The 25,520-nt window shown below is 34.4% G+C and carries 20 protein-coding genes; 12 read left to right on the top strand and 8 right to left on the bottom strand.

Annotation, left to right across the window (positions count from 1 at the left end):
- Window positions 1–26 precede the first annotated feature (26 nt).
- Window positions 27–2,846 carry a T9SS type B sorting domain-containing protein gene (locus M0D21_RS10985; protein WP_248329368.1) on the top strand — a complete coding sequence of 940 codons (2,820 nt, stop codon included), beginning with the start codon at window positions 27–29 and terminating at the stop codon, window positions 2,844–2,846.
- Window positions 2,847–2,866: 20 nt separating this feature from the next.
- Here M0D21_RS10985 and M0D21_RS10980 read toward each other — a convergent pair whose 3' ends face one another.
- From M0D21_RS10980 to M0D21_RS10970, 3 genes are read right to left on the bottom strand one after another with little or no spacing between them, the layout of a single operon-like run.
- Complete coding sequence (locus M0D21_RS10980) at window positions 2,867–5,425, bottom strand: carboxypeptidase-like regulatory domain-containing protein (RefSeq protein WP_248329366.1); 2,559 nt, start codon at window positions 5,423–5,425, stop codon at window positions 2,867–2,869.
- Window positions 5,426–6,334 (bottom strand): FecR family protein, encoded by a 909-nt coding sequence (locus tag M0D21_RS10975; RefSeq protein ID WP_248329364.1) that lies wholly within the window; start codon window positions 6,332–6,334, stop codon window positions 5,426–5,428.
- 12 nt (window positions 6,335–6,346) lie between these two features.
- Complete coding sequence (locus tag M0D21_RS10970) at window positions 6,347–6,865, bottom strand: RNA polymerase sigma factor (protein WP_248329362.1); 519 nt, start codon at window positions 6,863–6,865, stop codon at window positions 6,347–6,349.
- Between the two features lie 329 nt (window positions 6,866–7,194).
- On the opposite strand from M0D21_RS10970, the gene M0D21_RS10965 reads away from it, so the two are divergent.
- The 5 genes from M0D21_RS10965 to M0D21_RS10945 all read left to right on the top strand — a co-directional run bounded on the left by M0D21_RS10965 (window position 7,195) and on the right by M0D21_RS10945 (window position 12,604).
- Window positions 7,195–7,614 (top strand): DUF6438 domain-containing protein, encoded by a 420-nt coding sequence (locus M0D21_RS10965; protein ID WP_248329360.1) that lies wholly within the window; start codon window positions 7,195–7,197, stop codon window positions 7,612–7,614.
- A gap of 50 nt (window positions 7,615–7,664) precedes the next feature.
- Complete coding sequence (locus M0D21_RS10960; RefSeq protein ID WP_248329358.1) at window positions 7,665–9,077, top strand: hypothetical protein; 1,413 nt, start codon at window positions 7,665–7,667, stop codon at window positions 9,075–9,077.
- Window positions 9,078–9,206: 129 nt separating this feature from the next.
- Window positions 9,207–11,213, top strand: a complete 2,007-nt coding sequence (gene uvrB, locus M0D21_RS10955; protein WP_248329356.1) for an excinuclease ABC subunit UvrB — start codon at window positions 9,207–9,209, stop codon at window positions 11,211–11,213.
- 26 nt (window positions 11,214–11,239) lie between these two features.
- Complete coding sequence (locus M0D21_RS10950) at window positions 11,240–12,250, top strand: adenosine deaminase (RefSeq protein WP_248329354.1); 1,011 nt, start codon at window positions 11,240–11,242, stop codon at window positions 12,248–12,250.
- 9 nt (window positions 12,251–12,259) lie between these two features.
- On the top strand, window positions 12,260–12,604 hold the full coding sequence (locus M0D21_RS10945; protein WP_248329352.1) for a 5-carboxymethyl-2-hydroxymuconate Delta-isomerase: 345 nt from the start codon (window positions 12,260–12,262) through the stop codon (window positions 12,602–12,604).
- A gap of 5 nt (window positions 12,605–12,609) precedes the next feature.
- Here the strand turns inward: M0D21_RS10945 and M0D21_RS10940 are convergent, their stop codons facing one another.
- Window positions 12,610–13,059: a DUF1569 domain-containing protein gene (locus M0D21_RS10940; protein ID WP_248329350.1), complete on the bottom strand. Its 450-nt coding sequence runs from the start codon at window positions 13,057–13,059 to the stop codon at window positions 12,610–12,612.
- Between the two features lie 302 nt (window positions 13,060–13,361).
- The gene (locus tag M0D21_RS10935) at window positions 13,362–15,746 is read right to left on the bottom strand and encodes a TonB-dependent receptor (RefSeq protein WP_248329348.1); all 2,385 of its coding nucleotides are present in this window, start codon (window positions 15,744–15,746) and stop codon (window positions 13,362–13,364) included.
- Window positions 15,747–16,063: 317 nt separating this feature from the next.
- Here M0D21_RS10935 and M0D21_RS10930 point away from each other — a divergent pair, with 317 nt between their 5' ends.
- From M0D21_RS10930 to M0D21_RS10920, 3 genes are read left to right on the top strand one after another with little or no spacing between them, the layout of a single operon-like run.
- A complete protein-coding gene (locus M0D21_RS10930) occupies window positions 16,064–17,077 on the top strand; it encodes a sensor histidine kinase (RefSeq protein WP_248329346.1) in 1,014 nt (337 codons plus the stop codon).
- A 1-nt stretch (window position 17,078) separates the two neighbouring features.
- Window positions 17,079–17,837 (top strand): LytR/AlgR family response regulator transcription factor, encoded by a 759-nt coding sequence (locus M0D21_RS10925; protein WP_248329344.1) that lies wholly within the window; start codon window positions 17,079–17,081, stop codon window positions 17,835–17,837.
- A gap of 1 nt (window position 17,838) precedes the next feature.
- Window positions 17,839–18,450 carry a DUF2306 domain-containing protein gene (locus M0D21_RS10920; protein ID WP_248329342.1) on the top strand — a complete coding sequence of 204 codons (612 nt, stop codon included), beginning with the start codon at window positions 17,839–17,841 and terminating at the stop codon, window positions 18,448–18,450.
- Between the two features lie 71 nt (window positions 18,451–18,521).
- On the opposite strand, the gene M0D21_RS10915 is transcribed toward M0D21_RS10920, so the two are convergent.
- On the bottom strand, window positions 18,522–18,953 hold the full coding sequence (locus M0D21_RS10915; protein WP_248329340.1) for an Hsp20/alpha crystallin family protein: 432 nt from the start codon (window positions 18,951–18,953) through the stop codon (window positions 18,522–18,524).
- A 210-nt stretch (window positions 18,954–19,163) separates the two neighbouring features.
- The gene (locus tag M0D21_RS10910) at window positions 19,164–19,565 is read right to left on the bottom strand and encodes a TerB family tellurite resistance protein (RefSeq protein ID WP_248329338.1); all 402 of its coding nucleotides are present in this window, start codon (window positions 19,563–19,565) and stop codon (window positions 19,164–19,166) included.
- An 82-nt stretch (window positions 19,566–19,647) separates the two neighbouring features.
- Between M0D21_RS10910 and M0D21_RS10905 the strand changes: the two genes are divergently transcribed.
- The 3 genes from M0D21_RS10905 (at window position 19,648) to M0D21_RS10895 (ending at window position 24,965) form a co-directional block, all read left to right on the top strand.
- A complete protein-coding gene (locus tag M0D21_RS10905; protein ID WP_248329336.1) occupies window positions 19,648–19,914 on the top strand; it encodes a DUF1456 family protein in 267 nt (88 codons plus the stop codon).
- A gap of 70 nt (window positions 19,915–19,984) precedes the next feature.
- Window positions 19,985–21,589 (top strand): class I SAM-dependent methyltransferase, encoded by a 1,605-nt coding sequence (locus M0D21_RS10900; protein ID WP_248329334.1) that lies wholly within the window; start codon window positions 19,985–19,987, stop codon window positions 21,587–21,589.
- 112 nt (window positions 21,590–21,701) lie between these two features.
- On the top strand, window positions 21,702–24,965 hold the full coding sequence (locus M0D21_RS10895; protein WP_248329332.1) for a S41 family peptidase: 3,264 nt from the start codon (window positions 21,702–21,704) through the stop codon (window positions 24,963–24,965).
- 34 nt (window positions 24,966–24,999) lie between these two features.
- Here M0D21_RS10895 and M0D21_RS10890 read toward each other — a convergent pair whose 3' ends face one another.
- On the bottom strand, window positions 25,000–25,506 hold the full coding sequence (locus tag M0D21_RS10890) for a cupin domain-containing protein (protein ID WP_248329330.1): 507 nt from the start codon (window positions 25,504–25,506) through the stop codon (window positions 25,000–25,002).
- Window positions 25,507–25,520: the final 14 nt, after the last annotated feature.

Raw genomic sequence — 25,520 nt, 5'->3', positions numbered from 1 at the left:
CTTTGGCCCTTTAGCGTCAAAGTTTAATGAAATATTCACACTTATTTCTTTTTTCACTCTTTCTTTATTGGAGCACATATGGTCAGGGAGAAGCTAACAATTGGTATTTTGGTCAAAATGCTGGATTAAGCTTTAATACCACTCCTCCAACAGCACTTATAGATGGACAAATAGACACCTTAGAAGGATGTACTACTATTTCTGATGCTACCGGACAACTATTGTTCTATACTGATGGAATAACCGTTTGGGACCGCTTTCATAATGTCATGCAAAATGGAACCCGACTAAAAGGAGATCCTTCTAGTACATCTTCTGCTTTGATTGTACCACAACCCAACACCCCAAATATATACATCATTTTTACTGTTGACGAACCTCATCATGTAAATGCAGATAATGATCCTGAAACTTTTGATGGAGATGGGGTAAATGATGGGTTTATGTATTCTGTGGTAGATTTATCTCTCAATGGTGGATTAGGAGGTGTAGTCCCGGGTCAAAAAAACATTCCATTAATCACATATGACACTTCAAATACTTTAGAAAGTGCATATAAATGCTCAGAAAAAATTACAGCTGTAAAAAGTGATGACTGTGACTCGTTTTGGGTAATCACTCATTTTGTAGATACCTTTTACGCATTTAGTGTTACGCAAACCGGGGTAAACACAACACCTGTAACTTCTACGACTGGTACAACAGTGCCTCTTTCCGGATATAGAAGAAATGCATTAGGTTATATAAAAACTTCTCCCGAAGGAGATAAATTGGCAGTTGCTCATTTAGGATTCGCTACTATTACCGGAGGTGAAGGTCCGGGAAAAATATTACTATACGATTTTGATAGCGCGACGGGTATTGTAAGTAATGAAATTGAATTATACGATGGTAATTCTCCATATGGAATAGAATTTTCGCAAAGCGGACAAAAATTATATGCTACTGTTGGACTTTCTGACCCCATTGGAGATAGTTTTCTTATACAATTTGATCTTTCTTTACCTGATAATCAGATTGCCGCTAGCGGTACTAGAATTCGGAATGAAAATAACCAGGCCATACTTCGTCTTAGCGCGGGTGCTCTTCAGCTAGGACCAGACGGAAAAATTTATAAAGCTCAATACAGTTTTATTGAAGAAAATGGCGATTTTCTGGGAGTTATAGAAAACCCCGAAGCTTCTGCAAGCGATGTAATTTATATACAACGGGGAATCATTGTAAATAACGATAGAAACAGAGGTTCTCGCCTTGGGCTACCTCCATTTATTCAGTCTATTTTTGCTCAAACTATTGACATCATAAATAACGGAGAACCAAACGATGTAAACCTCCCTCTTTGTGATGGAGATATTTACCGTCTATCATATCAGAATATTCCTGGAGCTACATATACTTGGTTTATCAATGATGTACCAAGTTCAAGCACTACTAATTTTTTAGATATTACTGCTACTGGAAATTATAGACTCGAAGTTGATTTAAATGATGGGAGTTGTGCACTTATCGGCGTAGCCAATGCTACTTTTTTTGAAATCCCTCCAGTTGTTTCTTCTACCCTGATTCAATGTGACGCTTACGAAACCATAGGTGATGGCTTAACTATTTTTGATTTAAGCTTAGCCACCGATGAACTCACAGGAGGAAACACTAATTATTCTGTTCAGTTTTACAGCGATTTACCAGCTGCTCAAGCTGGTACTCCAGCAATTAATAACATTAGTGCTTTTGAAAACAATCAAAACAATCAAATTGTATATGCCCGGGTCATCAACAATGAGAATACAAACTGTTTTAGCATTTCTACAGTTACATTAGAAATAAGTAATACTAGGGTTAATGATGCCGAATTAAGAGCATGTGATGATGACGGTGCCGAAGATGGCTTTACTTCTTTTGATCTTACACAAGCTGATCTCCAGGTACTTGCAGGTATTTCTACTACAGGTTTAACCATATCTTATTTTTTAAATACTGATGATGCGTTACTCAATATGAATTCTATTACCGACTACATCAACTCTACACCAAATTCGCAAGGTGATGATTTTGTATATGCAAGGGTGCAGGAAAATGGAATCGATTGTTTTGGTATAAGTCAGGTATTCCTTTTTGTAGATCCTTTGCCCGACATAGAAGATCAAGGTGAAGGTTTTTTGTGTGAAAACGAAAATAGTATCCCCATTAACTCAGGGTTATCTCCGGGAAGTAATCTAAGCGATTTCACCTACCAATGGTCTACCAATGAAACAACCGAAACTATTTTAGCAACAGAACCAGGAGTGTATACGGTAGATGTAACTTCTATGCAAACCGGTTGCACCAAGACTCGTGCCTTCACGGTTATTGGCTCAAGTATTGCATCGATTGCATCCATCGATATTAATGATGCAAGGGATAACAATATAGTAACTGTAAACGCGGCTGGTTCGGGAGACTACGAATATGCTGTCGAAATTAACAACGAACTTAGCGAATATCAAGACGACCCTACGTTTACTAATGTGCCTCCAGGGTTTCATACTATATATGTTAGAGATAAGAATGGTTGTTTACCTATAGTAACTCAAAATATCTCGGTAATTGGTTTCCCGAAATACTTTACGCCTAATGGTGACGGATTTCATGAAAGTTGGAATATTATAGGCATCTCAAACCAAATTGCACAGGGATCCATGGTATATATTTTTGATAGGTATGGAAAACTCCTAAAACAAATAAGACCAACTGGTGATGGCTGGGATGGAACATTTAATAGCAAGCTAATGCCCTCTAGCGAATATTGGTTTAGAATTGAATTGGGAGATGGAAGAGTTGTTACCGGTAGTTTTTCTTTAATTAGATAAAAAAATAAACATACTACTTTTCAAAAACTTAATCTAAATGTAAGATTTGGGGTGATCCCTAAAGAAAATTTATTCACTTCTCTCAATTCAAAAGAAATATTACCTTCTTGATCTTGCAATTGGTAGAGTGTAAAAGTGCGATTTAAAATGTTTTTTTGCTCGTATAAATTCAACAAAGAAACTCCTAATCTACCTTTTACTTTATCGCTATTCTTGGACCAATTAAAATCATAAACCATAGAAAAATCTAATCTATGGTAATCTGGTAAGTTTCTAGCATTGGCCTCTTCTAGTTGAATAATTGGTTGGTTATCTATAATTTCAAATCCGGTAGCCTGAGTAAACGGTATTCCAGTTCTATATTTCCAACCTAAAGAAAATTGAAATTTATTTAATTGCAGTGCATGAGACCAGGATAATGAATGCGCTATGTTATTGTTTCCTTGAAAAGAATTACCATTATTGATATCATCAAAAGTAAACATGGTATCAGAAAACGAGTAGCCTAACCAAGAGGTATACTTGCCTATTTTCTTCTTAATCAAAACATCGATTCCTTGTGAGATACTTTCACCTTCAGAAAAACCATTAGCAAGAGTTTCAAAACCACGGGTTAACGAAGTAAGTCCTTTTACTTTTTTATAATAACTATCGACTTCTATGTTCCAATTTCCCTTGTTGAACAACCCTCCTACAGTGAATTGACGACTTTGTAACAAAGGAAATCCATCCTCCTGAGCCAATATCCAAACCTGATTTTCTAAACCAAAATTGAAGGTCGCAAATTCTATGACCTGACTAATCGATTGATTTTTCAGCTCTGCCGAGCTATTAAGACTGAAGTGTTTCCCTAATTTTTTCTCAACAAAAAGTCTAGGCTCCAGATACGATTTGTTCAAACCTGCATAATAACTTGCTCTTACTCCCAAATTAACTAACCAGGATTTTAGTCCTCTATATTGTAGTTGCGTATAAAAACTATTGATAGAATTATCCTGTTCGTTTTCAAAAATATCGCTGGTATCTGTAAAAATAAAACCGACTTTATCAGAATATAATTGATACCCATTTGACCATACAAAATTGGCACCTAATTTCCAGTCTGAGTTAAATAGGAACCCAAATTCTTGAATGTCATTTTCTTTGGTAATTATCTGATTTTGATTAAAAAACATATTCCTCCCTTCGTATTCTAAATCATACTCAGAATATGTGATTTCAGATCTGGTAGAAAATTTTGGACTCCACTCTCCTTCCCAACTTAGATTAGTGCCAAAATTTTTAATCCCCAATTTGTCGCTAGAACTATCTGCAAACTCAATATCACTAAACGAATAGTCTAGCTTATTTCTGGTATATAAACTAGAAACTGCAAGCTTATGTTTATCAGATATATGAGTCGTTAATTTCCAGGTGACGTCTGTAAAATAAAATTGCTCTTTGATTTCGGTGAATTCAGGATCAAAAATACTTTTATTCGAACTTATACTAGTATTCTGGAAAGCTCTATTCGAGAATTTAGTGATTGTGGGTGTTTCCAAGATATCGGTTATCGATCTCCTCCCCGAAACCAGCAACCCTGTCTTTTTAGAAAGTGGTATTTTCAAATAAGCATCTCCGTGAGTCATATTCACTCCTACACCTCCTTGAACGGTATTTGGAATAGCATCTTCAGTTTTAATGTCAATTACCCCTGCTACCCTGTCGCCATATTGTGACTGAGTACCGTTTTTAAAAATGGTAATTCCTTCTAATATATACGGATTAAAGGCTGATATTAGTCCAAAAAAATGATCTGAATTATACATTTTTATTCCATCCCATAAAATTAAATTCTGATCGGGTGTACCGCCTCGAATATAAATCCCCGAAGCTGTTTCTAAAGGACTTTCAATACCAGGTAGCAATTGTATATTTTGCAGTACATCGGGTTCTGAAACACCAGAAATCAATTCCAGCTCTTTAGGTTTAATTTCTACCGCCCCGTTTCTTTTTTTAACCATTCCAGAGGCAAGATATTCCTTAATAAGCACCTCGTTTAGCATAAAGCTTTCTTGTTGCAGGGTTATTTTGGTGCAATCGGGATCAATAACATCTTTTACTTTTACCTTTGCAGTTTTATACCCGATAAAAGAAAAAGTCAAAGTATCGTTAATCTTATTTTTCTTAATGCTAAAAAAGCCCTGGTCATTCGACAAAACCCCAATTTTTCTGGACTCGTTCAAAATCGTGGCTCCAGTCATTGGAGTATTTTGTTCATCTAGCAAATACCCACATACCGTTACTTCTTTCTCTAATTTCACCACATAATAGCGCTCATCAACTTTATTAAATTGAAAGGGATAATCTTCTGACACTTTATTAAGAATTCCTGATAGGGTTGCATTATCAATTTCAAGAGAAATTGAAAACCCTTCAAAAGAAGAAGAGTTGTAAGAAAACTTAACATCGTACTTTGTCTCAAGTTCAGTTAAAAACTCATCCAACCCAATATTACTAAAACGGATACCCTTATCTTCTTGAGTATACCCAATAAGGCCCAAGAGGAAAAACAATAGTAAAAAGAATTTGTACTTCATTTATTCTTCAGACAATTCAATAGTAGTATTGTCTATAAAAATAAATTTAATATCCATAGCATCAAAAACTGTATGTAACGCATTTTGGAGATTGTCATGTGTAAATGCTCCTGTATAGTATAGTTTTTGATCAATATTTTCAGATTTAATTATAACATTATATTGTTTTTCTATAGCTATAATCACTTGTGACAACGGAATTGAACTAAAACTACTCTCACCATGAATCCAGGTAGGATTGTGTTCTTTTATTTCATCATACTGTAGTGTATTATCAATATCTCTAACTCGCTCTCCTTTACTTATAATTTTAGAAGATGTACCACTTTCTACCTTAACCTTACCTTCGAAACAAGAAACTTCAAAAAAATTGGAATTGGTAATAACATTGAACTGTGTACCTAAAACCGAAACCTTTTTTTCTCCCGAAATTACAGTAAACGTACTTCCTTTTTTTACTATAAAATAACCTTCTCCATTAAGAAAAACATTTCTTTGCTCTTCTCCCCAGCCTTGTTCTTTATAATATAATTTCGATTTTGCATTTAGCAAAACTTCAGAACCATCTGGTAGTGTTACTGCCAGTTGCTCACCAAAATCAGATTCATAAGATATTTTTTGATTTAAAAACAATGCAACTCCAAAAATTAAGGCTACACTAGCCGCAACGCCGTATGCCCAATTAGGGATTAGGCGCTTAACCTTGGTCTCTTTGTGTTTATCTTCCTGAATACGATCAAAAAGTTTTTCTCGATCTGTCTCTGGAACTTCTAATAGCTTTGTACCTTCTAATATAGTCTTATACAGCATATAATCCTTCGACTTTTCGAAAGCTTCAAGCTCTGAGTCAGATAACTCATTACTCACCCACTTCGCCAACAAATCATTTGTTTTGTCTGGTTTTTCCATTTTGCAATACTATTAGATGGATCTTCCTAATTTTTCTCTAAGTTCTAAAAGCGCCAGGTGCATTCTTCTTTCTACTGCTTTTTGCGATAAGCCGATAATCTCAGCTATTTCACGATACGTTTTATTATCTTTTCTACTCAATAAAAAAACTACTCGTTGCTTTTGAGGCAACTCGGCAATACACCTTTCCAGCTTTATCATAAATTCCTTCTCTTCCATTAAAAATTCTGGACTATAGTCGAATTTTATTGAAGAAAAACTTTGCTTGTTATATTTTAAAAGCACTTTTTGATGCCGCACCTCATTTAAAAAAGCATTTTGAGCTACTTTCATCAAAAACGACTTTGCTTTACCAAATAAAACTTTACTACAATTTTTCCAAAGTTTCACAAAAGCCTCTTGCGTGATATCCTCTGCCTGTTGCATATCTCCACATTTATAATAAACGAAATTGAGAATTACCTTTGAATGATTCTCAAAAATCATTCTGAAATTTTTTTCGTCACAAACAGACTTTTGTTCTTCAGACATTCGATAAATACTTTGCTTTTTTCAAAACTAAGCTATTTATACAAAAAAAATAGAATGATATGATTTTAATCTATTAACTACCACGTTCATAATTAATCAATATAGATTGATTCATAATGTTGCTTTTTAATCTTATCACTCTACAATTACACAACACCTCTACCACATAACACCCTATTCTTTTTAACTAAATAATCAAAACTAAGAGCAAAAAAATAAAATAGGGTGTTGCATCACTTCTGTGTTGTTTAATAAAAGAAAGAATTCTTTTCAATCAAAAAACACAAACCTAATTTAAAAATACTATGATAAAATTTTCAAAATACACTATGGTAACATATATAGTAATTTCTATTCTTTTAATAGGCTGTAAAAGTAATCATGACACCGCATCGTCTCATTCGATTACTTACATCACCAAGGCTTGTTTTGGAAAATGCCCGGTATATTCTTTTACCCTTTCATCTGGAGGGAATGCATCGTTTACAGGTCATAAAAATGTAAACCAGACTGGCAACATCAATATAAATATTCCTAAAAAAACAACAGTTGAAATCTTCAATTTATATGACCAAATAGACCATACGAACAAAACCTACAATGCCAATCTTAGAGATTTTCCCGAAAAACTTTTGATTTACGACAAAGACACCATTCGCATAAAAGGAAGCAAAAACGTACCTCAAAATCTATTGAATCTTATTAAAAAGATCGAAACCACAGTGAACATACATATCCTAAACAATTAACACACCCATCAGCTCTTAAATTCATTATTAACCTTTCAAAAATTAAAATCATGCAAAAATGTTTTTTTTATTTAGTACTGTGTACTTTATTTACAATTACCGGCTGCAGCAATGACGACGACACTTCTGGCAACCCATTTATCCCAACCAATTTGGCTGCCGTATTATCCCTTGAAAGCAATGGAATCTCGGTTAATGAAGGGAAACCATTTATAATTAACCTCAATTTATCTAAAGCTTTTTCAGAAGACCTCATCCTGGAAGGTATATTTACAAATACCAATAAAGCGACTTACATCAATGATGATGATTTAAAAAAAGAATTTGAGTACAGTACAGATGGTGTTAATTGGTTGAGCGAATCAAACAAACTACAGATCAAATTTCCGAAGGGCAAACAATCTCTGAAAGTAAGAATGCAGACCAACGACGATCAAAACAAAGAAATTCTATTTGAAGACGTTGAACTTGCTTTCTCAAATAAATCTCCCAATCTCGATATCGGAAAAGAAGATCTTAACATTAAACTTTCTATAAAGGACAATGATGATCCTGAAGAAACTCAGGAAGGAGCCTTGATGGAATTTGTTTTTGATGAAAACAACGATTATACGCTAAAAGCAGTAACTAACGGACTTCTTTCATCTGAATTTACTACGTTAAAAGAGGTAGTCGACGGGGGGTATAAAAAAATTATGGATGATGTTAAATACGTTAATTCTATATTACCAGCTGAGAATAAAATAAAAACCTTCTTATTACTTTTCTTAGAGAATAGTGGATTAGGCGGATTCGTATTTAACGGCCAGGATCAAAATACCATTCAAGGTAATATCAATGAATGGACCATGGGGATGAATTTGGCTTTTGCATTTTTTGAAGGAGGAGAAAATGGTATCTCGACGATAAAGTATAATGAGAATGGAATATATGGATACATCCTTGCTCATGAAGCAGGTCATATCATCACCCTGGCGAGAAAACTTCAGTTTGATGCTACCATTGAAGAAGCAAATTGCAACAACTTATTTATCTCTGAAGGGTGCGCTCTTAACGACGCTCATTTAAACAAATTCAACAACTCTTTCTACATTCCAACGGCGCCAGAATATGAGGAACCAAAATATGTTACCGAATATGCGAAGACTAATATCGCCGAAGACATCGCCGAAGTTGTCGCTACCTATGTAACCCAAGAAAACTTACCTAATTTGAATACCAAAAGTTCTGGAGCATTACACAAAATGCATCAATTATTCGGAGAAAATGAATTTATAAATTTCCGAGAAAACTTTAGAAAAAATATCAAAGTTGGATTTGGACTTGGCAGTTCCCCCATAGAAAAAAGCGGAATCAATAATGAGGTAGTTTTTAACAGGTATGACGGAAAAAGAGTCCCTTGTAAGCACGTAAAAGATTTAATGCGTAAAGAAATTAGGAAAAAAATAAAGAGTTTTGAGTAGTTTCCCGATTTACTTTACCATTGGCCGTTTAATTTTTTAAACGGCTTTTTTTATTAATATTTTAAGGAAAAAGATATAGCAAGAATGGTATATGATTGTGTATCTTTATTTTTAAAAGAAAAGGGAAGTATGAAGTTCGAACTAATATCTGAATTTAAACCTACAGGAGACCAGCCTGATGCTATCGAACAATTGGTAAGTGCCATATCATCTGGAGAAAAATACCAAACCTTATTAGGTGTTACAGGATCTGGAAAAACATTTACCGCGGCCAATGTAGTATCACGCCTGCAACGACCTACACTAGTATTGGCTCATAACAAAACGCTTGCAGCACAGTTGTATTCTGAGTTTAAGCAATTTTTTCCAAACAATGCAATTGAGTATTTTGTTTCTTATTACGATTATTACCAACCAGAAGCATATATCCCAACTACCGGAACGTATATAGAAAAAGACCTTTCTATTAATGATGAGATTGAAAAAATGCGATTAAGTGCAACCTCATCATTACTCTCGGGAAGAAGAGATGTATTGGTCGTTGCATCAGTTTCTTGTTTATATGGTATAGGTAACCCTGCAGAATTTCAAAAAAATGTTATCTCAATTCAGGAAGGGCAATTTGTATCTAGAACAGCATTACTTCACCGTTTAGTGCAAAGTTTATATTCACGAACAGAAGGAGAGTTTAAACATGGAAATTTTAGGATTAAAGGAGATACTGTAGATATTTTTCCCAGCTATGCCGATGATGCCTACAGAGTGCATTTTTTTGGTGATGAAATAGAAGAGATCGAAGCTTTTGATGTACAAACGAATAATGTGATCGAAAAATATGATCGATTAAATATTTATCCTGCGAATATGTTTGTTACTTCTCCTGAAATCCTTCACAATGCTATTGATCAAATTGCATTGGACTTAGGAAAACAGGTAGAATATTTTAAAGAAATTGGAAAACATCTTGAAGCCAAGAGATTGGAGGAACGCACTAATTTTGACTTAGAAATGATTAAGGAATTAGGATATTGTTCTGGAATCGAGAATTATTCCAGATATCTCGATGGAAGAGAACCGGGAACAAGACCATTCTGCCTGCTAGATTATTTCCCAGATGATTATCTAATGATTGTTGATGAAAGTCATGTTACCATTCCACAAACACACGCAATGTACGGTGGTGATAGGTCAAGAAAAGAAAATCTTGTAGAATTTGGTTTTCGACTTCCTGCTGCAATGGATAACAGGCCATTAAAATTTGAAGAACTAGAGGCATTGCAAAATCAGGTAATTTATATAAGCGCAACTCCCGCCGATTATGAATTACAAAAAACTGAAGGAGCTTTTGTAGAACAAATTATACGCCCAACTGGGTTATTAGACCCTGAAATTGAAGTACGACCAAGTCTAAATCAAATCGATGATTTGATAGAAGAAATGCAACAACGTATTGATAAGGACGAACGTATTTTGGTAACTACACTTACCAAAAGAATGGCAGAAGAATTAGCTAAGTACCTGACGAGAATAGATATTCGATGCCGATATATACATAGTGATGTAGATACTTTGGAACGCGTCGAAATCATGCAAGATCTCAGAAAAGGAATTTTTGACGTACTCATAGGAGTAAATCTACTTAGAGAAGGATTAGATTTACCAGAAGTTTCCCTTGTAGCTATTCTTGATGCAGATAAAGAAGGTTTTTTAAGAAATAATCGCTCTTTGGTACAAACGGTAGGGAGAGCAGCAAGAAATGTAAATGGGAAAGCAATTATGTATGCCGATAAAATCACAGATAGTATGCAAAAAACTATTGATGCTACAGAATATCGTCGAGAAAAACAGATTGCCTACAATACCAAACATGGAGTAACTCCAAAGGCAATTAAAAAATCTCTGGATAATGCATTGGCTGGAAAAAAAGCAGAACCCTATAAGTTTGAAAATGCCCCAACCCTTCAAGCCGCCGAAGAAGAGACAGCTTACTTCACCAAAGAACAATTAGAAAATAGAATCAGAAACGTTCGCAAAGAAATGGAAAAAGCAGCTAAAGAATTAGACTTTATAACTGCTGCACGATTGAGAGATGAGATCAAAATGTTGCAAGGTAAAATTCAAGATCAAAAGGTATAACCACTCCTCACAATTATTTAGAGATTATGGATGTAGAAGAATTTATTAAAGGAATTCCAAAAGCAGAACTTCACTTGCATATAGAAGGTACATTTGAACCGGAATTGATGTTCGAAATTGCCAGTAGAAATCATAAAGAAATCAAGTATAACTCGGTAGAAGAATTAAAAAAAGCGTACCGCTTTAACAATTTACAGGAGTTCTTGGACATTTATTATGAAGGAGCCAATGTTTTGGTTAATGAACAGGATTTTTATGATCTAACCTGGGCGTATCTTACAAAAGTACATGAGCAGAATGTAGTTCATGTAGAAATATTTTTTGATCCTCAAACCCATACAGATCGAGGCATTCCTTTTGATACCGTTATTACTGGAATTTATAAAGCTCTAGAAGAAGGACAATCAAAATATGGTATTAGTTTTAAACTCATCATGTCTTTTTTAAGACATCTGAGCGAAGAAGCTGCTTTTAAAACACTAGAACAAGCTCTACCCTATAAAAAATGGATTAGCGGTGTTGGTCTAGATTCCTCAGAATTAGGAAATCCTCCTTCCAAATTTGAACGTGTTTTTGAGAAAGCAAGATCTGAAGGTTTTATTACTGTTGCTCATGCCGGTGAAGAAGGTCCAGCCGAGTACATTTGGGAAGCTCTCAATCTTCTTAAAGTTACTCGAATAGATCATGGTAATCGCTGTTTAGATGATATTAATTTGGTAAAACAATTAGCAAAAAAACAAATACCGCTTACTGTTTGTCCGCTATCGAATCTGGAACTTAAAGTAGTAGATGATCTGAGAAATCACCCAATACTCAAGATGATGGATAATAACCTTCTGGTTACTGTGAATTCTGATGATCCTGCATACTTTGGTGGATATATGAATGAAAATTATATCGAGATCGCAAAGGCCTTGCATCTTTCCAAAAAAGATATTACACAATTGGTCATCAATAGTTTTAAAGCTAGTTGGTTACCAGATCCTGAAAAAGAAAAAATAATTACTCAGATTGAAATTTATTTTCAAAATAATTAAAACGCAAACATGCCACATTTTATATTAGACTGTTCTGAACGTATTATCGAATTGAAGTCTCCTCAAGAAATCATAGAAACCGTTTATAATGCTGCAGAATCTACTGGACTATTTGCAAAAGGTGATATAAAAGTAAGAATAAACCCTTTTAAATATTATACTGTTGGTGGTACTCATCAAGATTTTATTCATGTATTTGGAAACATCATGGAAGGCAGAACTAATGAACAAAAGGCCAACCTTTCTAAAGAGATTGTTACTATACTAAAACAAATGTTCCCTGACGTTCCTATACTATCAATAAACATACGAGACTTTGAAAAAGCTTCTTATGCAAATAAAACAATGGTATAAGAAGATTACTCTTTCAAGATATCTTTTACGATTTTAAGATGATGCCTTGTATGAATTTCTATAAATCTCTTAGCCTGCTTTTTATTTAAGCGATCAAAAACAGGGTGTTTAAAATTTGAATGGTCATCTAAATTACCTATATGTTTTAATTTGTCCCGAGCCATCGACAATTGAAGTACGATATCATCTGTTTTTATGGTATCCGGAGGTAAAACAGATTGAGGAGCCTGAGCCCTACCTCTTGGAATATACCCCAAGGTAAATGATAATAATCTAGGCATATTGAATTTTCTAACATATGCTTCGGGATCTGATTTATGCAGGGAATCACAAATCCCATTAATCACCTTTAAGCTATGATCTAAGTGCCATGCCACGGCAACTCTAGACACCTCTTCATTAAGGCTATCTCTATAAATCAAATATTTCTCGATTTTGTTTAGTTCACTTTTCATAAAATCTTTTTTTGAGGGTTGACCCTTGATTTGCACAAATCCTAATAGGCAAATGCATAAAACAAAAATATTTACTAGTATTTTTTTCATGAACTTCTTCTTTATGAATATACTATTTTTATTAATTTTCTGTAATAGACCCACATTAATAGAAATACAATAATGGCTACTATTTGAATCTTTTTTATCATTGAGATAAGTATTAAAAACAACTCCTCCTCTCAACCGGGGTATGGGAGAATTAGAAAAAAAGTCAAGAGAAGGAGTTAAAACAAACCTACTTTATTCAATACATTCACCTTTTAAAACTGAAATCTATACCCGAAATCTGGGAAAAAGCCTATTTGATCTACTTGATCTACTTGATTAGTCAGTCTATTATATCTGCGTACAAATATGTTTTCATTATTAGTAACATTTTGAAGGTCTAGATAGAATTGATGAGATCTCTTTTTGGATTTACTATTTATTTTATACCCAAGTTTCACATCTAACCTGAAATAATCATCGTTTTGTTCACTAAATGCTAAATCCTCTCTTAACACTTCAAATCCAGCTTGCTGAGAAGCTTCCAGGTTAACTGGAGTAAAATATCTTCCTCCAGAAAGGGTTAATTTGGTATCAAAAAAGAGCACATCTTTCTTGGACTTACCCATCTGAAATTCTTTACCAGCTAATAAGTTAAATACATAACCATTGTTAAACGGCGTGTTTCTTTCTATACCATCCCTCCCCTCATATTTACTTTCAAAAACAGAAGTGGTTAGCAACCCATAATACCCATCACTAAAAAATTTCTCCAGAGTAAGTTCTATTCCTTGATTAAATCCTGTACCCTCATTGACTAAAGAAACCCGATCATTTTGAAAACCAAAATCTGCTCCCTCTGTAAGTGAAGAGTAGCTAGAAGAAAAAGGTTCTATAGCTGCTTTATCTATATCCTGATAATACACTTCTACTTTACCCCGCCAACTTTTACCCAACCTTACATCATAACCCAATACATAATGACTACTACGTACAAAATCTAAGTCTAGATTGGTTTGTACCAACTCTCCGTTTACCTCTTCATTTAAAAACAATAGAGGAAGTGAGATTGGTTGATGATGTAATCCATATCCTAAACTAATACGATGATTTTGTCCAGCTTTAAATGACAACCCGGCTCTAGGTTCTATCACAAATTGCTCATTCAATGTACTATATTGGCCATGTAATCCTGCATTTAGTGTTAGGTTTTGAGTAAGTCTAAATTGTCCCTGAATATACGGTTGCACTATGCTCAGTCCTTCATCTATATCGGTAAACGTAAACAAATCTGGATCTCCATCTCCATCATTATCTGGTTGTTCTAACCTATCTCTTTCTAAGGATTCTAATTGAAAGTTTTCAAGTAAAACCCCAGTTCTTAGTGTTGCTTTATTACTAAGCTTGGTGTTAAAAAGTGTAGAAAATGTATAACGAGTTTCGGTATTATCGGCTTCAGTATATCTTATAACTCTTTCCTGAGAAGTGTCTTTATCGATAAAACGATCTGCGACAAAATCATTGACAGCATATGAACCTGCCAGAATTGTTCTTAAGAAAGAGTTCTTACCTAAATTAATTTGATGCTTTAAACCAACTACACCAAAACCAGAATCTACAAAAGTATTCTCATCCTCGGCGGCAAAAAGATCATCCTCATCTATATCATCTCCCAAAAACTCTATATCCGACGCCCCAATAATACCAAATAACGAAAAGCTTCCTAAGCTACCTTTCCCCGAATCAATATTAAAAGATACATCATAATAATTCGGTGTGGCTGATGTACCACCTGCACCAACACCTAACAATCCTACTAAGGAATATCTTCCTGCAACCAGAAAAGAGCCCTTATTTTTCCCTAAGGGACCTTCGGCCATGGCCTCTACCCCTGTAAAAACTCCTACTTGACCAGTATATTCATATTCATCGAGGTTTCCTTTTCTAAACCCTAGGTCGAATACTCCACCAATTGCATTTCCATATTCTGATGGAAACGCGGAAGTAATAAAATCAGAATTCTTTAACATGTTAGGATTTAAAGCAGATACTGGACCACCAGTAGTTCCCGATGTTGAATAATGATTGGGACTAGGAATAGGAACACCCTCCAATCGCCATAGAAGTCCAACTGGAGAATTTCCTCTCACTACAATATCATTTCTGCTATCATCGGGTGCAGATACTCCAGCAAAATTGGCCGCTAATCGTCCTACATCACTCCTTCCTCCAGAAAATCTGGTTACTTCTTCAAGACCAAATTGTCTTGCTGAAACTGATGTAAGCTTATTAATCGCCTGAGCTTTATTGGTTTCAGAAGTAATAATAATTTCGTCAAGCTGATCAAAAGATTCTGTCAAGGCAACATTAATCACTGCCTCTTTACCAGATGTCACCACAATATTTGGGATAGTTATAGACTCAAAACCTATAAAACTTATCCTGATGGATTGTCTCCCCAAGGGAACTTTTTCTAAGGTAAAATAACCATCTATATCTGTAATCACCCCATTGGTCTGTTCTACATTAAGGAGTTCTATGGTCGCCCCAACCAAAGGACTTTCAGATTGTTTATCTATAACTAACCCTTTTATAATACCTGTTTGAGCACTGGCGATAAATGCGAACAAAACAAAATAAACTTGAACAATTTTTTTCATGAGATTTTTGATTTTTCTCAAAAATGCACTAATAACAAAAAACTCAAAAGCCACTTTATCTGAATTGAGCATTTTACTCTTGTATTGCTAAAAAACCGATTTAAATACTAAAAAAAACCTTGATGTTTATCTCACATCAGGTCAAGTCGTATTTCATACAGTTCAAGAGAATATTTAACAATTGGTAGTAATAGAAATAGGTATTGAAACTTAGTTATGTATCTTTATACGTACCAATTATTTAGAATTCAATGATTTCGAAAAACTACATAAAAAAATTTCTCATTCGTTTTTTGATTGTGAACATCATCTATTTTATGGTGAAACTAACCATAGATCACGATGACGACGGAAGTGCTTTTGATGCAACTGGTATTTTTTACTATTTCAGCGCTTTTTTCCTTCTTATGCTGTCGTGGGAAGTTAACGATTGGCTGATACGTAGAGAAATGCGAAACAACATTAATAAAGGACTAGATTTCACTAATGGAATTCGAATATTAGGAATAAACTTAGTAATTGTAATGCCTATTGCCGCATTACTATACTATTTAGCCATTTTTGAGCTAGGTCACATTTGCAAAATAGATACCGATAATCCATGGCTGCGATTTAGGATCGATTTTTTTAGAGCTGTAATTTTAGGTTTTGCTGCTATACTGTTTAACATGTTTTTCTTCGCTTTACAGCAAAAAAAGGAATTGGAAAACACCATGAATAAATTGAAAAAAGAAGTAGTTACTTCAAAATATAAATCTTTAAAGAATCAAATAAGCCCTCATTTTCTTTTCAATAGTTTAAATACGCTTACTTCTTTAATGTATGAAGATAGAGATTTGGCCTCAGATTTTGTTTCTAGACTTGCTTCTTGCTACCGATACATATTGGACAATCGTGAAGAAGATCTTGTGAGTTTGGAAAAGGAATTGACATTTCTTGATTCTTTTATTTTTATGATGAATGTAAGACATGAAGGGGCACTCAGTATCACAAGTCATATTACTGTCGATCCCAAGGAATTTGTAATTCCTACGTTATCACTTCAGATGCTGGTTGAAAACGCCTTAAAACACAATTATTTTTCAAAAGAAAAACCCTTAGAAATAAGTATCCTTTCTATAGATAAGAAAAGTATTGTGATACAAAACAATATTCATATTAGAAAAAAAGAAGAAAACTCTACAAAATTAGGGTTAAAGAACATAAAAAAAAGATATGCATTTTATACCAATCAGAAGGTAGAGATAGACACTGAAAATGGATACTTCAAAGTTTCTATTCCTTTATTACCTAGAGATATTCAAGAAATAAACGTTATAAAAGTTTCTTAGTATGACTGCTGTTATTATAGAAGATGAAAATATCGCTTCAAGGCGTTTAGCCAACTTAATTGGAGAACTAGCTCCAGAGGTAGAAATAACCGGACAAATCACCTCTGTAGAAAATGGCAAACTATGGTTTGACAACAACCCCTTACCAGATCTGATTTTTTTAGACATACAATTAAATGACGGATATGGGTTTGATATTCTTGATTTTTTGGAAGATCACCCTCCGGTAATATTTACTACTGCGTATAATGAATATGCCATTCGCGGCTTCAAGTATAATGGTCTTGATTATTTACTAAAACCTATTGATAAGAAAGATTTAAAAAAAGCGCTAGCAAAATACCGTAAAAATCATACAGAAACTTCGCCATATATCGATGAAGATCAACTGGCCCGAATTAAAAATATATTCAATAAAGAATATAAAAAAAGATTCATGATTAAAGTAGGTAATCATTTTAACACCTTTGGTGTTGAAGATATTGCATATTTCAAATCACATGATGGAGTTATTTTTTTATATGCCCACAACGGACAGCAATATCCAATTGAATATTCTATCGACCAATTGGAAGATATATTAGATCCTGTTCAGTTCTTTCGAATTAATAGAAAATTTATGGTCTCAGTAAAATCTGTTATTGAAATACATAGTTATTTTAACAGTAGACTATTATTAAAACTTAAGCCTCAAGAAGAAGAGCAAGTAATTGTCTCTCGCGAACGTACTTCTAATTTTAAAAAATGGTTAGACCTATAATATGCGTTTAGCACGAAAAATTATTTGGGTTTTGTTTGCCGTCTCATGTCTGTTCATAGGCCTGTATCCTATTATGTACTTTATTCTAGATCCCAAATTTGGTCTTCTAAGTTCAAAAAGTACAGAGCTGTTATCTAATTCCATTTGGAATGCTGCTTTTTACAGCCATATAATGTTAGGAGGAATTGCTCTACTCGTTGGATGGTCTCAGTTCAGTAAAAAACTAAGATCCAAAAGATTAAATACACATAGAACTCTTGGTAAGATATACGTTGTGTCGGCTCTAATGAGTGGTGTTTCGGGAATTTACATTGGGTATTTTGCAACGGGTGGTATTATTGCTGCCCTTGGGTTTATAAGTCTTGGTGTTATTTGGGTATTCACCACTTATAAAGCATATACACAAATAAAATCTGGAAACATAATTGCACACCAACGTATGATGATATACAGTTATGCCGCTTGCTTTGCAGCAGTCACACTTAGGATATGGTTACCTATATTGATTCCCATTTTTGGCAGCTTTATCTTAGCATATAAAATTGTCGCCTGGCTCGCATGGGTTCCCAATTTAATTGTTGCAAATATTATGATTGCAAAAAACAAAGTTTGAAGAATAAAAAAACGCCCCAGCGCAGGGCGTTTTTTTCAAACATTAATTAACTAAACAAATCTCAAATCAAATTATGAAATCTCAATCAACCTTTTGGGTTGAACCTTTGCTTCTTCTTTTTTAGGAATAGCTACTTCTAGCACACCATTTTCGTACGATGCTTCAATTCCTGTAGCATTTACCGTATCTGGTAAATTAAAAGACCGTTTAAATGAACGGTATCCAAATTCTTTTCTGGTATATTTTCTTGCTTCTTTAGTCTCCTTTTCAGATTTTACCTCAGAAGAAATGTGTAATACCTCATTATCCAACTCTATATTAAAATCTTCTTTTGCTAGTCCAGGTGCAGCAAGTTCTATGGTAAAGTCATTATCTGATTCTTTAATATTTACTGCCGGAGTATTAAATCCTATTTTACTCACATTTGTTCCCCCGAACCAATCGGTATTTAGAAAATCATCAAAAAGGAATGGTAATCTGTCTGTTCTTTTTATTAAACTCATTGTATTGTAATTTTTAAGGTTAATCTTAATTTCTAATTCAACCTATCTATAGCAATTTGAGTTCCATTGCTAAAAACAAGACATTTTGTCATTTATATCACTCAAAACAATGACATAATGACAATTTTACTTAGGCCAAGTATGACAATTTGTATAAAAAAACCTATCAGAATTACTGATAGGTTTCTAACTATAGCTGTATTATTATTTCTAGTTATAAAATCTTGTAAAAATTTCTATAAGCTTATTTGGTGGGATTACCTTATTAGGATAATTATGCATTTCGGCTAAAACAGTATCAATAGCTTCTGGTCGCAACCCCATACGCAAACCAATATCTTTAATATCACGAACTTCAAGTGGTGAGGTTTCCTGATCTACATTCATTAACAATACTAATCTATGAAACTGTAGAATTCTTTGTGATTCTGGCTGCAAACTCTTTTGCTCCACATTATTCTCTTTTAAATCTTCAACTTCTTCTTTTGAAACCCCTAACTGTGAAGCTACAGCCACAATAAAATTATATTCCTCCTCTTTAAAATTCTTATCAGCTCTTGCAAACTGAATCATTTCAGAAAGCAAACTTAATTTTTCCTCTTTACTATACATGAATAGATTACTTTTGCGCCGAAAATAATAAATTTCAATTTATATATAATCAGTTTTTAAAAACAAAACTTACATTTGCACCATGGGTTTAACCAATAACGACATTTTTAAGAAATTACGTGTTGCACACAAATTGAGAGACGATGATATCGTGAAGATTTGCGCACTGGTAGATTTTAAAGTAACTAAAAGCGAATTAGGTGCATTTTTCAGAAATGAAAACCATCCCAAGTACATGGAATGTGGTGATCAGATTCTAAGAAATTTTCTGAACGGACTTATCATTCACCTTCGAGGACCTATGCCAGAAAAAAAGAAACCAAACTCTTCAAAAGACAACCCAAAATAACACTTTACACTTAAAAATAAATGCTTAATTTGGTGGGAACTAATTCAAACAACCACTTAATTAAGTATATATGCTAACAACTACCGAAAAACAATTATTTCGAGAAGAATTGTTTCGTCATTTAGATGGAATCGCAACAGCTCCAATTGCATATTCTTTATTTAAAAATGGAATAACAAAACATATATTACAACAACAAGAAACCACAATCGCTGCTATTGCAAAATCTTGTAAAGCAAATGAAGGATACCTTAATGTAGCATTAAGAATTTTAGGGTCTCAAGGTTGGTTGAATTACAAAGTAGACAAAGACCAAACCTTTATAGGTGTAAATGAAAATACTAATATAGCATTTAACAATTTTTACCTCTACAAAGATATGGTAGACCTATTAGAATATTCAGGTAAATTTCATCCTAGAAAGTTTGAATTGGACCCCTTTCATAAACTGGAAAAATTATTTATCAAATACCAGAATCGATTTAACCTCGAAGAAAGCAAAGATATACTTACCACTAAAATTCAGAATCAAATTCTCAAGCATATTGAAGGCATTTTGGTTGGCCCAACTACTGTACATTTAGGCATGGGTGGGATGTTTCACAAATATTTCATGGAAGCTTCTTTTAGAGCGGATGAATACCATCGTTTCCCGGAAAGTTTTAATACTATTCTTACGTTTTTATGTTCACTAGGGTGGTTTAGTAAATCTAACGATCACTACACGTTTACCGAGAAAGGGTTATTTTTCGCAAAAAGAGCCTCTGCCTACGGGGTGACGGTTTCCTATATTCCAATGTTTAGAAAAATAGATGAACTCTTGTTTGGAGATCCCAATACACTATGGAATACTAAGAGCGAAGAAGAAACCCACGTAGATCGAGAAATGAATGTTTGGGGTAGCGGCGGTGCTCACGCCTCCTATTTTAAAAAGATAGATGAAATTATTATTAGTCTTTTCAACAAACCTTTAGAAGAACAACCAAAAGGTATCTTAGATATGGGATGTGGTAATGGCGCTTTTTTAATTCATCTTTTCGAAGTCATCGAATCAAAAACTTTGAGAGGTAAACATCTAGATGACTACCCATTGTTTTTGGTTGGAGCAGATTACAATAAAGCCGCGTTAAAAGTAACTCGTGCCAACCTAATTCAGGCAGATATCTGGGCCAAAGTGATCTGGGGAGACATTAGTGATCCCAATTTGCTACAAACAGATTTGAAAAAAAACTATAATATCGAACTTAAAGACCTCTTGTCCGTTAGAACTTTTCTAGATCATAACAGAATCTGGAGCGAACCAATATCGGAGTTAAACGCTCCCAGTATATCTACAGGAGCTTTTTCATATAGAGGTAAAAAATTACATAATGATGATGTAGAACGTAACTTAAAAGATCATTTTAAAAAATGGGCTCCACATATTTCAAAGTTTGGACTTATTGTTATCGAATTACACACCATCTCTCCGGATCTTACTGCTAAAAATTTAGGAAAAACTGCCGCAACGGCCTACGATGCAACACATGGATTCTCTGATCAGTATATCCTGGAGATTGACAGTTTTCTAAAAACAATAGATGAAGTTGGATTAAAAAGTGATGAACGCTATTTTTCGAAGTTTCCGAATTCAGATTTAGCAACGGTAAGCATCAATTATATCATCAAAAAGTAGTAAATATTCATTATTGACTGGTTTTTAGGTTTTAGTTAACAACAAGCCTTTTACAAAAGGTGTATTTTCCCTTCTGCAAACAATGCAATAAAGTTTATCAATCACACCTATTATGATCAAGTTAAAACTCACACTTTCAAAACTACTTTTATTTTTTCTTTGCATTCCATTATATTCTTTTCCTATTGACCCTGTCAATACAAGAATGATGCAACAACCCGCTATTAGTCAAACAAATATAGCCTTCATTTATGCCGAAGATCTATGGATTGCTAACTTAGATGGTTCACAACCTAAAAGGCTTACCATTGACAAAGGCATAGAGTCTAATCCGGTTTTCTCTCCAGATGGAAAGCATATAGCTTTTAGCGCACAGTACGATGGCAACGTAGACGTTTATATTCTTCCTACCACGGGAGGAATTCCTAAACGACTAACCTGGCACCCCGGAGATGACATCACACTAGGTTTTTCTCCCGATGGAAAATCTGTATTGTTCAATTCTCAGAGAGCCATACATACTCGACGATATGCAAAACTCTACCAAGTTAATATCGACGGAGGTTTTCCTAAAGAGTTAGAAATACCCAATGCCTGGCATGCTACGTATTCTCCCGATGGCACTCAAATGGCTTACACTCCAATTCGAGAAAGATTTCAGCAATGGAAAAATTATAGAGGAGGTACAATCGCCAATATATGGTTATTTTCTTTTGCAGATAAATCTATAGTAAAAATACCACAACCAAATGGAGGAAGTAATGATGTTCAACCCATGTGGAAAAATGATAATGTATTTTTCCTAAGTGATCGAAATGGAGAATTCAACTTGTATTCATACAACACTACCTCAAAAACTATTGAACAGCTTACTCAATTTGATGATTTCCCCATCCTTAATGCTAAATTAAATCAAAACAAAATAATCTTCGAACAAGCTGGCTATCTTCACACATACGATATTGCTCAAAAAAGTAGTTCGAAGCTAACCATTGGAATCGCAACAGATTTACTCGAATTGAGAGATCGATATATTAAAGGAGATCGATACATCCGCTCTGCTCATATATCACCAACCGGAAAAAGAGCAGTATTTGATTATAGAGGTGAAATCATTACCGTGCCCGCAGACAAAGGAGACCCAAGAAATATTACTTCTAGCGCAGGTGCTCATGAAAAATACCCTTCATGGTCTCCCGACGGAAAGCATGTCGCTTATTTTTCTGATGCATCAGGCGAATATGAATTACATATTAAACAACAAGACAATAAGGGAAAAACGCAAACCTTTAAGCTATCAGGAACAGGCTTCTATGCATTTACCAGCTGGTCTCCAGATGGAAAAAAAATAAGTTTTTCTGACAATGGAAGAAGCTTATATATATTTGATATTGACACAAAAAAAATGACCAAAATTGACACCGATGAATATTATTTTCCTGGCGCTTTCAGAAACCTATTTGGTGATTGGTCATCAGACTCAAAATGGATTGTATATTCTAAAATTATAGATAGCAATTTTGAGCAATTGTATCTTTACTCGATATCTCAAAATAAATCATATGCCATAACCGATGGCTTGAGCAATGCAAGTGATCCTGTTTTTGATCGTAACGGCAAATACATATATTTTACTGCATCTACAGATGCTGGACCGGTGGTAAACTGGTTTGACCAGTCTAACCAAGACATGACATTAACCACTTCATTATACCTAGTTACACTCCAAAAAAACACCTTATCCCCTTTCGAAAAAGAAAGTGATGAAGAAGAATCTAAAGAAGAAGATTCTAACAACAAGGACGATAAAAAAGATCAAAAAGACACTGTAAAACCTGTTCAAATTGATATAAACGGAATACAAAACAGAATTGTAGACCTACCTGTAAAACCAGGTTTCTATTACAACCTCGGTTCTGGTGAAAGTGATAAATTACTATATATCTCAGGGAGTCAAAACGATTTTGAAACAACACCTACCCTTCACATGTATGACATTAAAGAGCAAAAGGATTCTGAAGTCATGAAGCTTGATAATTATATGATTTCTTCTAATGGAAAGAAAATGTTGTATACCACTAAGAATAAATGGGGAATAACAGAAACAGGGAAAAAACCGACAAACGGCAATGAAACACTAAACATTAGCGCTATTCAAGTAAAAATGACACCTTCTTTAGAATGGAAAAACATTTTTAAAGAAGCATGGCGTATTAATCGTGATTACTTCTATGACCCGGGAATGCATGGATCAGACTGGAAAGGAGTAAAAAATAAATATGAAGTCTTTTTACCTCATTTAACAACCAGAGGCGATCTTGATAGAGTCATGCAATGGATGTTTAGCGAGCTTTCTGTTGGACATCATAGAATGGTAGGACGAGGCGAAAGGCTAAATATCCCCAAAAGAATACCAGGTGGCTTACTTGGGGCTGATTATAGCATTGAAAACAATAGATACCGTTTCAAAAAAATATACGGAGGCCTAAACTGGAATCCAAAAATGCGTGCACCACTTAGCGGACCAGGGATAGATGTAAAAAAGGGAGAATATCTACTTGCAGTAAACGGAAAAGATTTAAATGCAACAGATAACATTTTTAATCACTTTGAAAACACGGCCGATAAAATAGTAGAAATTACAGTAGGTCCAACTCCAAACTATTCAAACTCTAGAACTCTTAAAATTACTCCTATCGGCAATGAATCTGCCCTAAGGAATAGAGACTGGGTAGAAGGTAACTTAAAGAAAGTACACGAAGCTACCAATGGGCAAGTAGCTTATGTTTACGTACCAAACACTACTACAGCTGGACATGAATATTTTAAAAGGTATTTTTATCCTCAGGCTAATAAAAAAGCAATAATTATTGACGAACGATTTAACGGAGGAGGGCAAATCTCAGATTATTACATCAACCTTCTACTTAATCCATACCAATCTCATTGGAACTTTAGATATGGTAAAGATCTTAAAACCCCGAGCGCCTCTATACAGGGGCCAAAAGTTCTTTTAATTGACGAAACTGCTGGTTCTGGAGGTGATATGTTCCCATGGATGTTCAAAAAATTTAATGTAGGTACTATGATAGGAAAACGCACTTGGGGTGGACTAGTAGGTATTTTAGGGTTCCCAGAATTTATTGATGGGGCTAGTGTTACTGCTCCTAACGTTGCGATTTGGACAGAAGATGGGTTTATTGTAGAAAATGTCGGTGTAGCTCCAGACATAGAAATAGAACAACTCCCATCAAAAGTAATTAATGGAGAGGATCCTCAATTAGACAAAGCTATTGATGTAATTCTTAAGAAACTACAAGAAAACCCTCTTAAAGAACCAAAACGCCCTTCATACCCAAAAAGAGCTAGAAATTAAAACTAAAAAAGCTGGTAACTAGTTACCAGCTTTTTTATACCCGTGTTAATTCAGTAATCACAGTTTTATGCTCAGGAAATTCTGAAATCAACTTATTTCTCTCCGCTAGTTCAAAATCATCAAAATCAAACCCGGGAGCCACGGTACAACCTACCAAAGAGTATGCTTCATTATGTTTCACACTTGAAGCGAACCAACAACCTGCCGGAACCACCAATTGAGGCATTTGCATATTATAAAAATCCGTCCCCAACGTATACCTTTTATATGTACCATCTTGATAAATCACATGCACAAAAAGAGGAGAACCCATATAAAAATGCCACATTTCATCTTGTTTGATTCTATGAAAAGCCGAAAAATTATCTGAAGTCAACAAAAAATAAATCCCTGTGCTATAATTACGACTTCCCTCAAAATTAGGATAAAGTTCTTCTTGAGATATCGTCTCTTTACTTCTATAAGTTTCTTTATAAAACCCTCCTTCAGGATGAGGAGTTAACGCTAACTTCTCTACAATTTCAGAAATTTCTAAAGACATATGTATATTAAATA

The organism is Aquimarina acroporae, from assembly GCF_023195925.1.
In the GTDB taxonomy this organism is placed as follows: domain Bacteria; phylum Bacteroidota; class Bacteroidia; order Flavobacteriales; family Flavobacteriaceae; genus Aquimarina; species Aquimarina acroporae.
The sequence above is the reverse complement of the archived record's forward strand: the minus strand, read 5'-3'. Positions and strand labels throughout refer to the sequence as shown.

What these genes read in the sequence shown, in the direction of transcription:
- M0D21_RS10965 (WP_248329360.1), top strand. Translation starts at nt 7,195, where the DNA reads ATGGTAACATATATAGTAATTTCTATTCTTTTAATAGGCTGTAAAAGT.
- M0D21_RS10985 (WP_248329368.1), top strand. Translation starts at nt 27, where the DNA reads ATGAAATATTCACACTTATTTCTTTTTTCACTCTTTCTTTATTGGAGC.
- M0D21_RS10915 (WP_248329340.1), bottom strand. Translation starts at nt 18,953, where the DNA reads ATGAGTTTAATAAAAAGAACAGACAGATTACCATTCCTTTTTGATGAT.
- M0D21_RS10930 (WP_248329346.1), top strand. Translation starts at nt 16,064, where the DNA reads ATGGTGAAACTAACCATAGATCACGATGACGACGGAAGTGCTTTTGAT.
- M0D21_RS10970 (WP_248329362.1), bottom strand. Translation starts at nt 6,865, where the DNA reads ATGTCTGAAGAACAAAAGTCTGTTTGTGACGAAAAAAATTTCAGAATG.
- uvrB (WP_248329356.1), top strand. Translation starts at nt 9,207, where the DNA reads ATGAAGTTCGAACTAATATCTGAATTTAAACCTACAGGAGACCAGCCT.
- M0D21_RS10900 (WP_248329334.1), top strand. Translation starts at nt 19,985, where the DNA reads ATGCTAACAACTACCGAAAAACAATTATTTCGAGAAGAATTGTTTCGT.
- M0D21_RS10905 (WP_248329336.1), top strand. Translation starts at nt 19,648, where the DNA reads ATGGGTTTAACCAATAACGACATTTTTAAGAAATTACGTGTTGCACAC.
- M0D21_RS10980 (WP_248329366.1), bottom strand. Translation starts at nt 5,425, where the DNA reads ATGAAGTACAAATTCTTTTTACTATTGTTTTTCCTCTTGGGCCTTATT.
- M0D21_RS10945 (WP_248329352.1), top strand. Translation starts at nt 12,260, where the DNA reads ATGCCACATTTTATATTAGACTGTTCTGAACGTATTATCGAATTGAAG.
- M0D21_RS10925 (WP_248329344.1), top strand. Translation starts at nt 17,079, where the DNA reads ATGACTGCTGTTATTATAGAAGATGAAAATATCGCTTCAAGGCGTTTA.
- M0D21_RS10950 (WP_248329354.1), top strand. Translation starts at nt 11,240, where the DNA reads ATGGATGTAGAAGAATTTATTAAAGGAATTCCAAAAGCAGAACTTCAC.
- M0D21_RS10960 (WP_248329358.1), top strand. Translation starts at nt 7,665, where the DNA reads ATGCAAAAATGTTTTTTTTATTTAGTACTGTGTACTTTATTTACAATT.
- M0D21_RS10975 (WP_248329364.1), bottom strand. Translation starts at nt 6,334, where the DNA reads ATGGAAAAACCAGACAAAACAAATGATTTGTTGGCGAAGTGGGTGAGT.
- M0D21_RS10920 (WP_248329342.1), top strand. Translation starts at nt 17,839, where the DNA reads ATGCGTTTAGCACGAAAAATTATTTGGGTTTTGTTTGCCGTCTCATGT.
- M0D21_RS10910 (WP_248329338.1), bottom strand. Translation starts at nt 19,565, where the DNA reads ATGTATAGTAAAGAGGAAAAATTAAGTTTGCTTTCTGAAATGATTCAG.
- M0D21_RS10895 (WP_248329332.1), top strand. Translation starts at nt 21,702, where the DNA reads ATGATCAAGTTAAAACTCACACTTTCAAAACTACTTTTATTTTTTCTT.
- M0D21_RS10890 (WP_248329330.1), bottom strand. Translation starts at nt 25,506, where the DNA reads ATGTCTTTAGAAATTTCTGAAATTGTAGAGAAGTTAGCGTTAACTCCT.
- M0D21_RS10935 (WP_248329348.1), bottom strand. Translation starts at nt 15,746, where the DNA reads ATGAAAAAAATTGTTCAAGTTTATTTTGTTTTGTTCGCATTTATCGCC.
- M0D21_RS10940 (WP_248329350.1), bottom strand. Translation starts at nt 13,059, where the DNA reads ATGAAAAGTGAACTAAACAAAATCGAGAAATATTTGATTTATAGAGAT.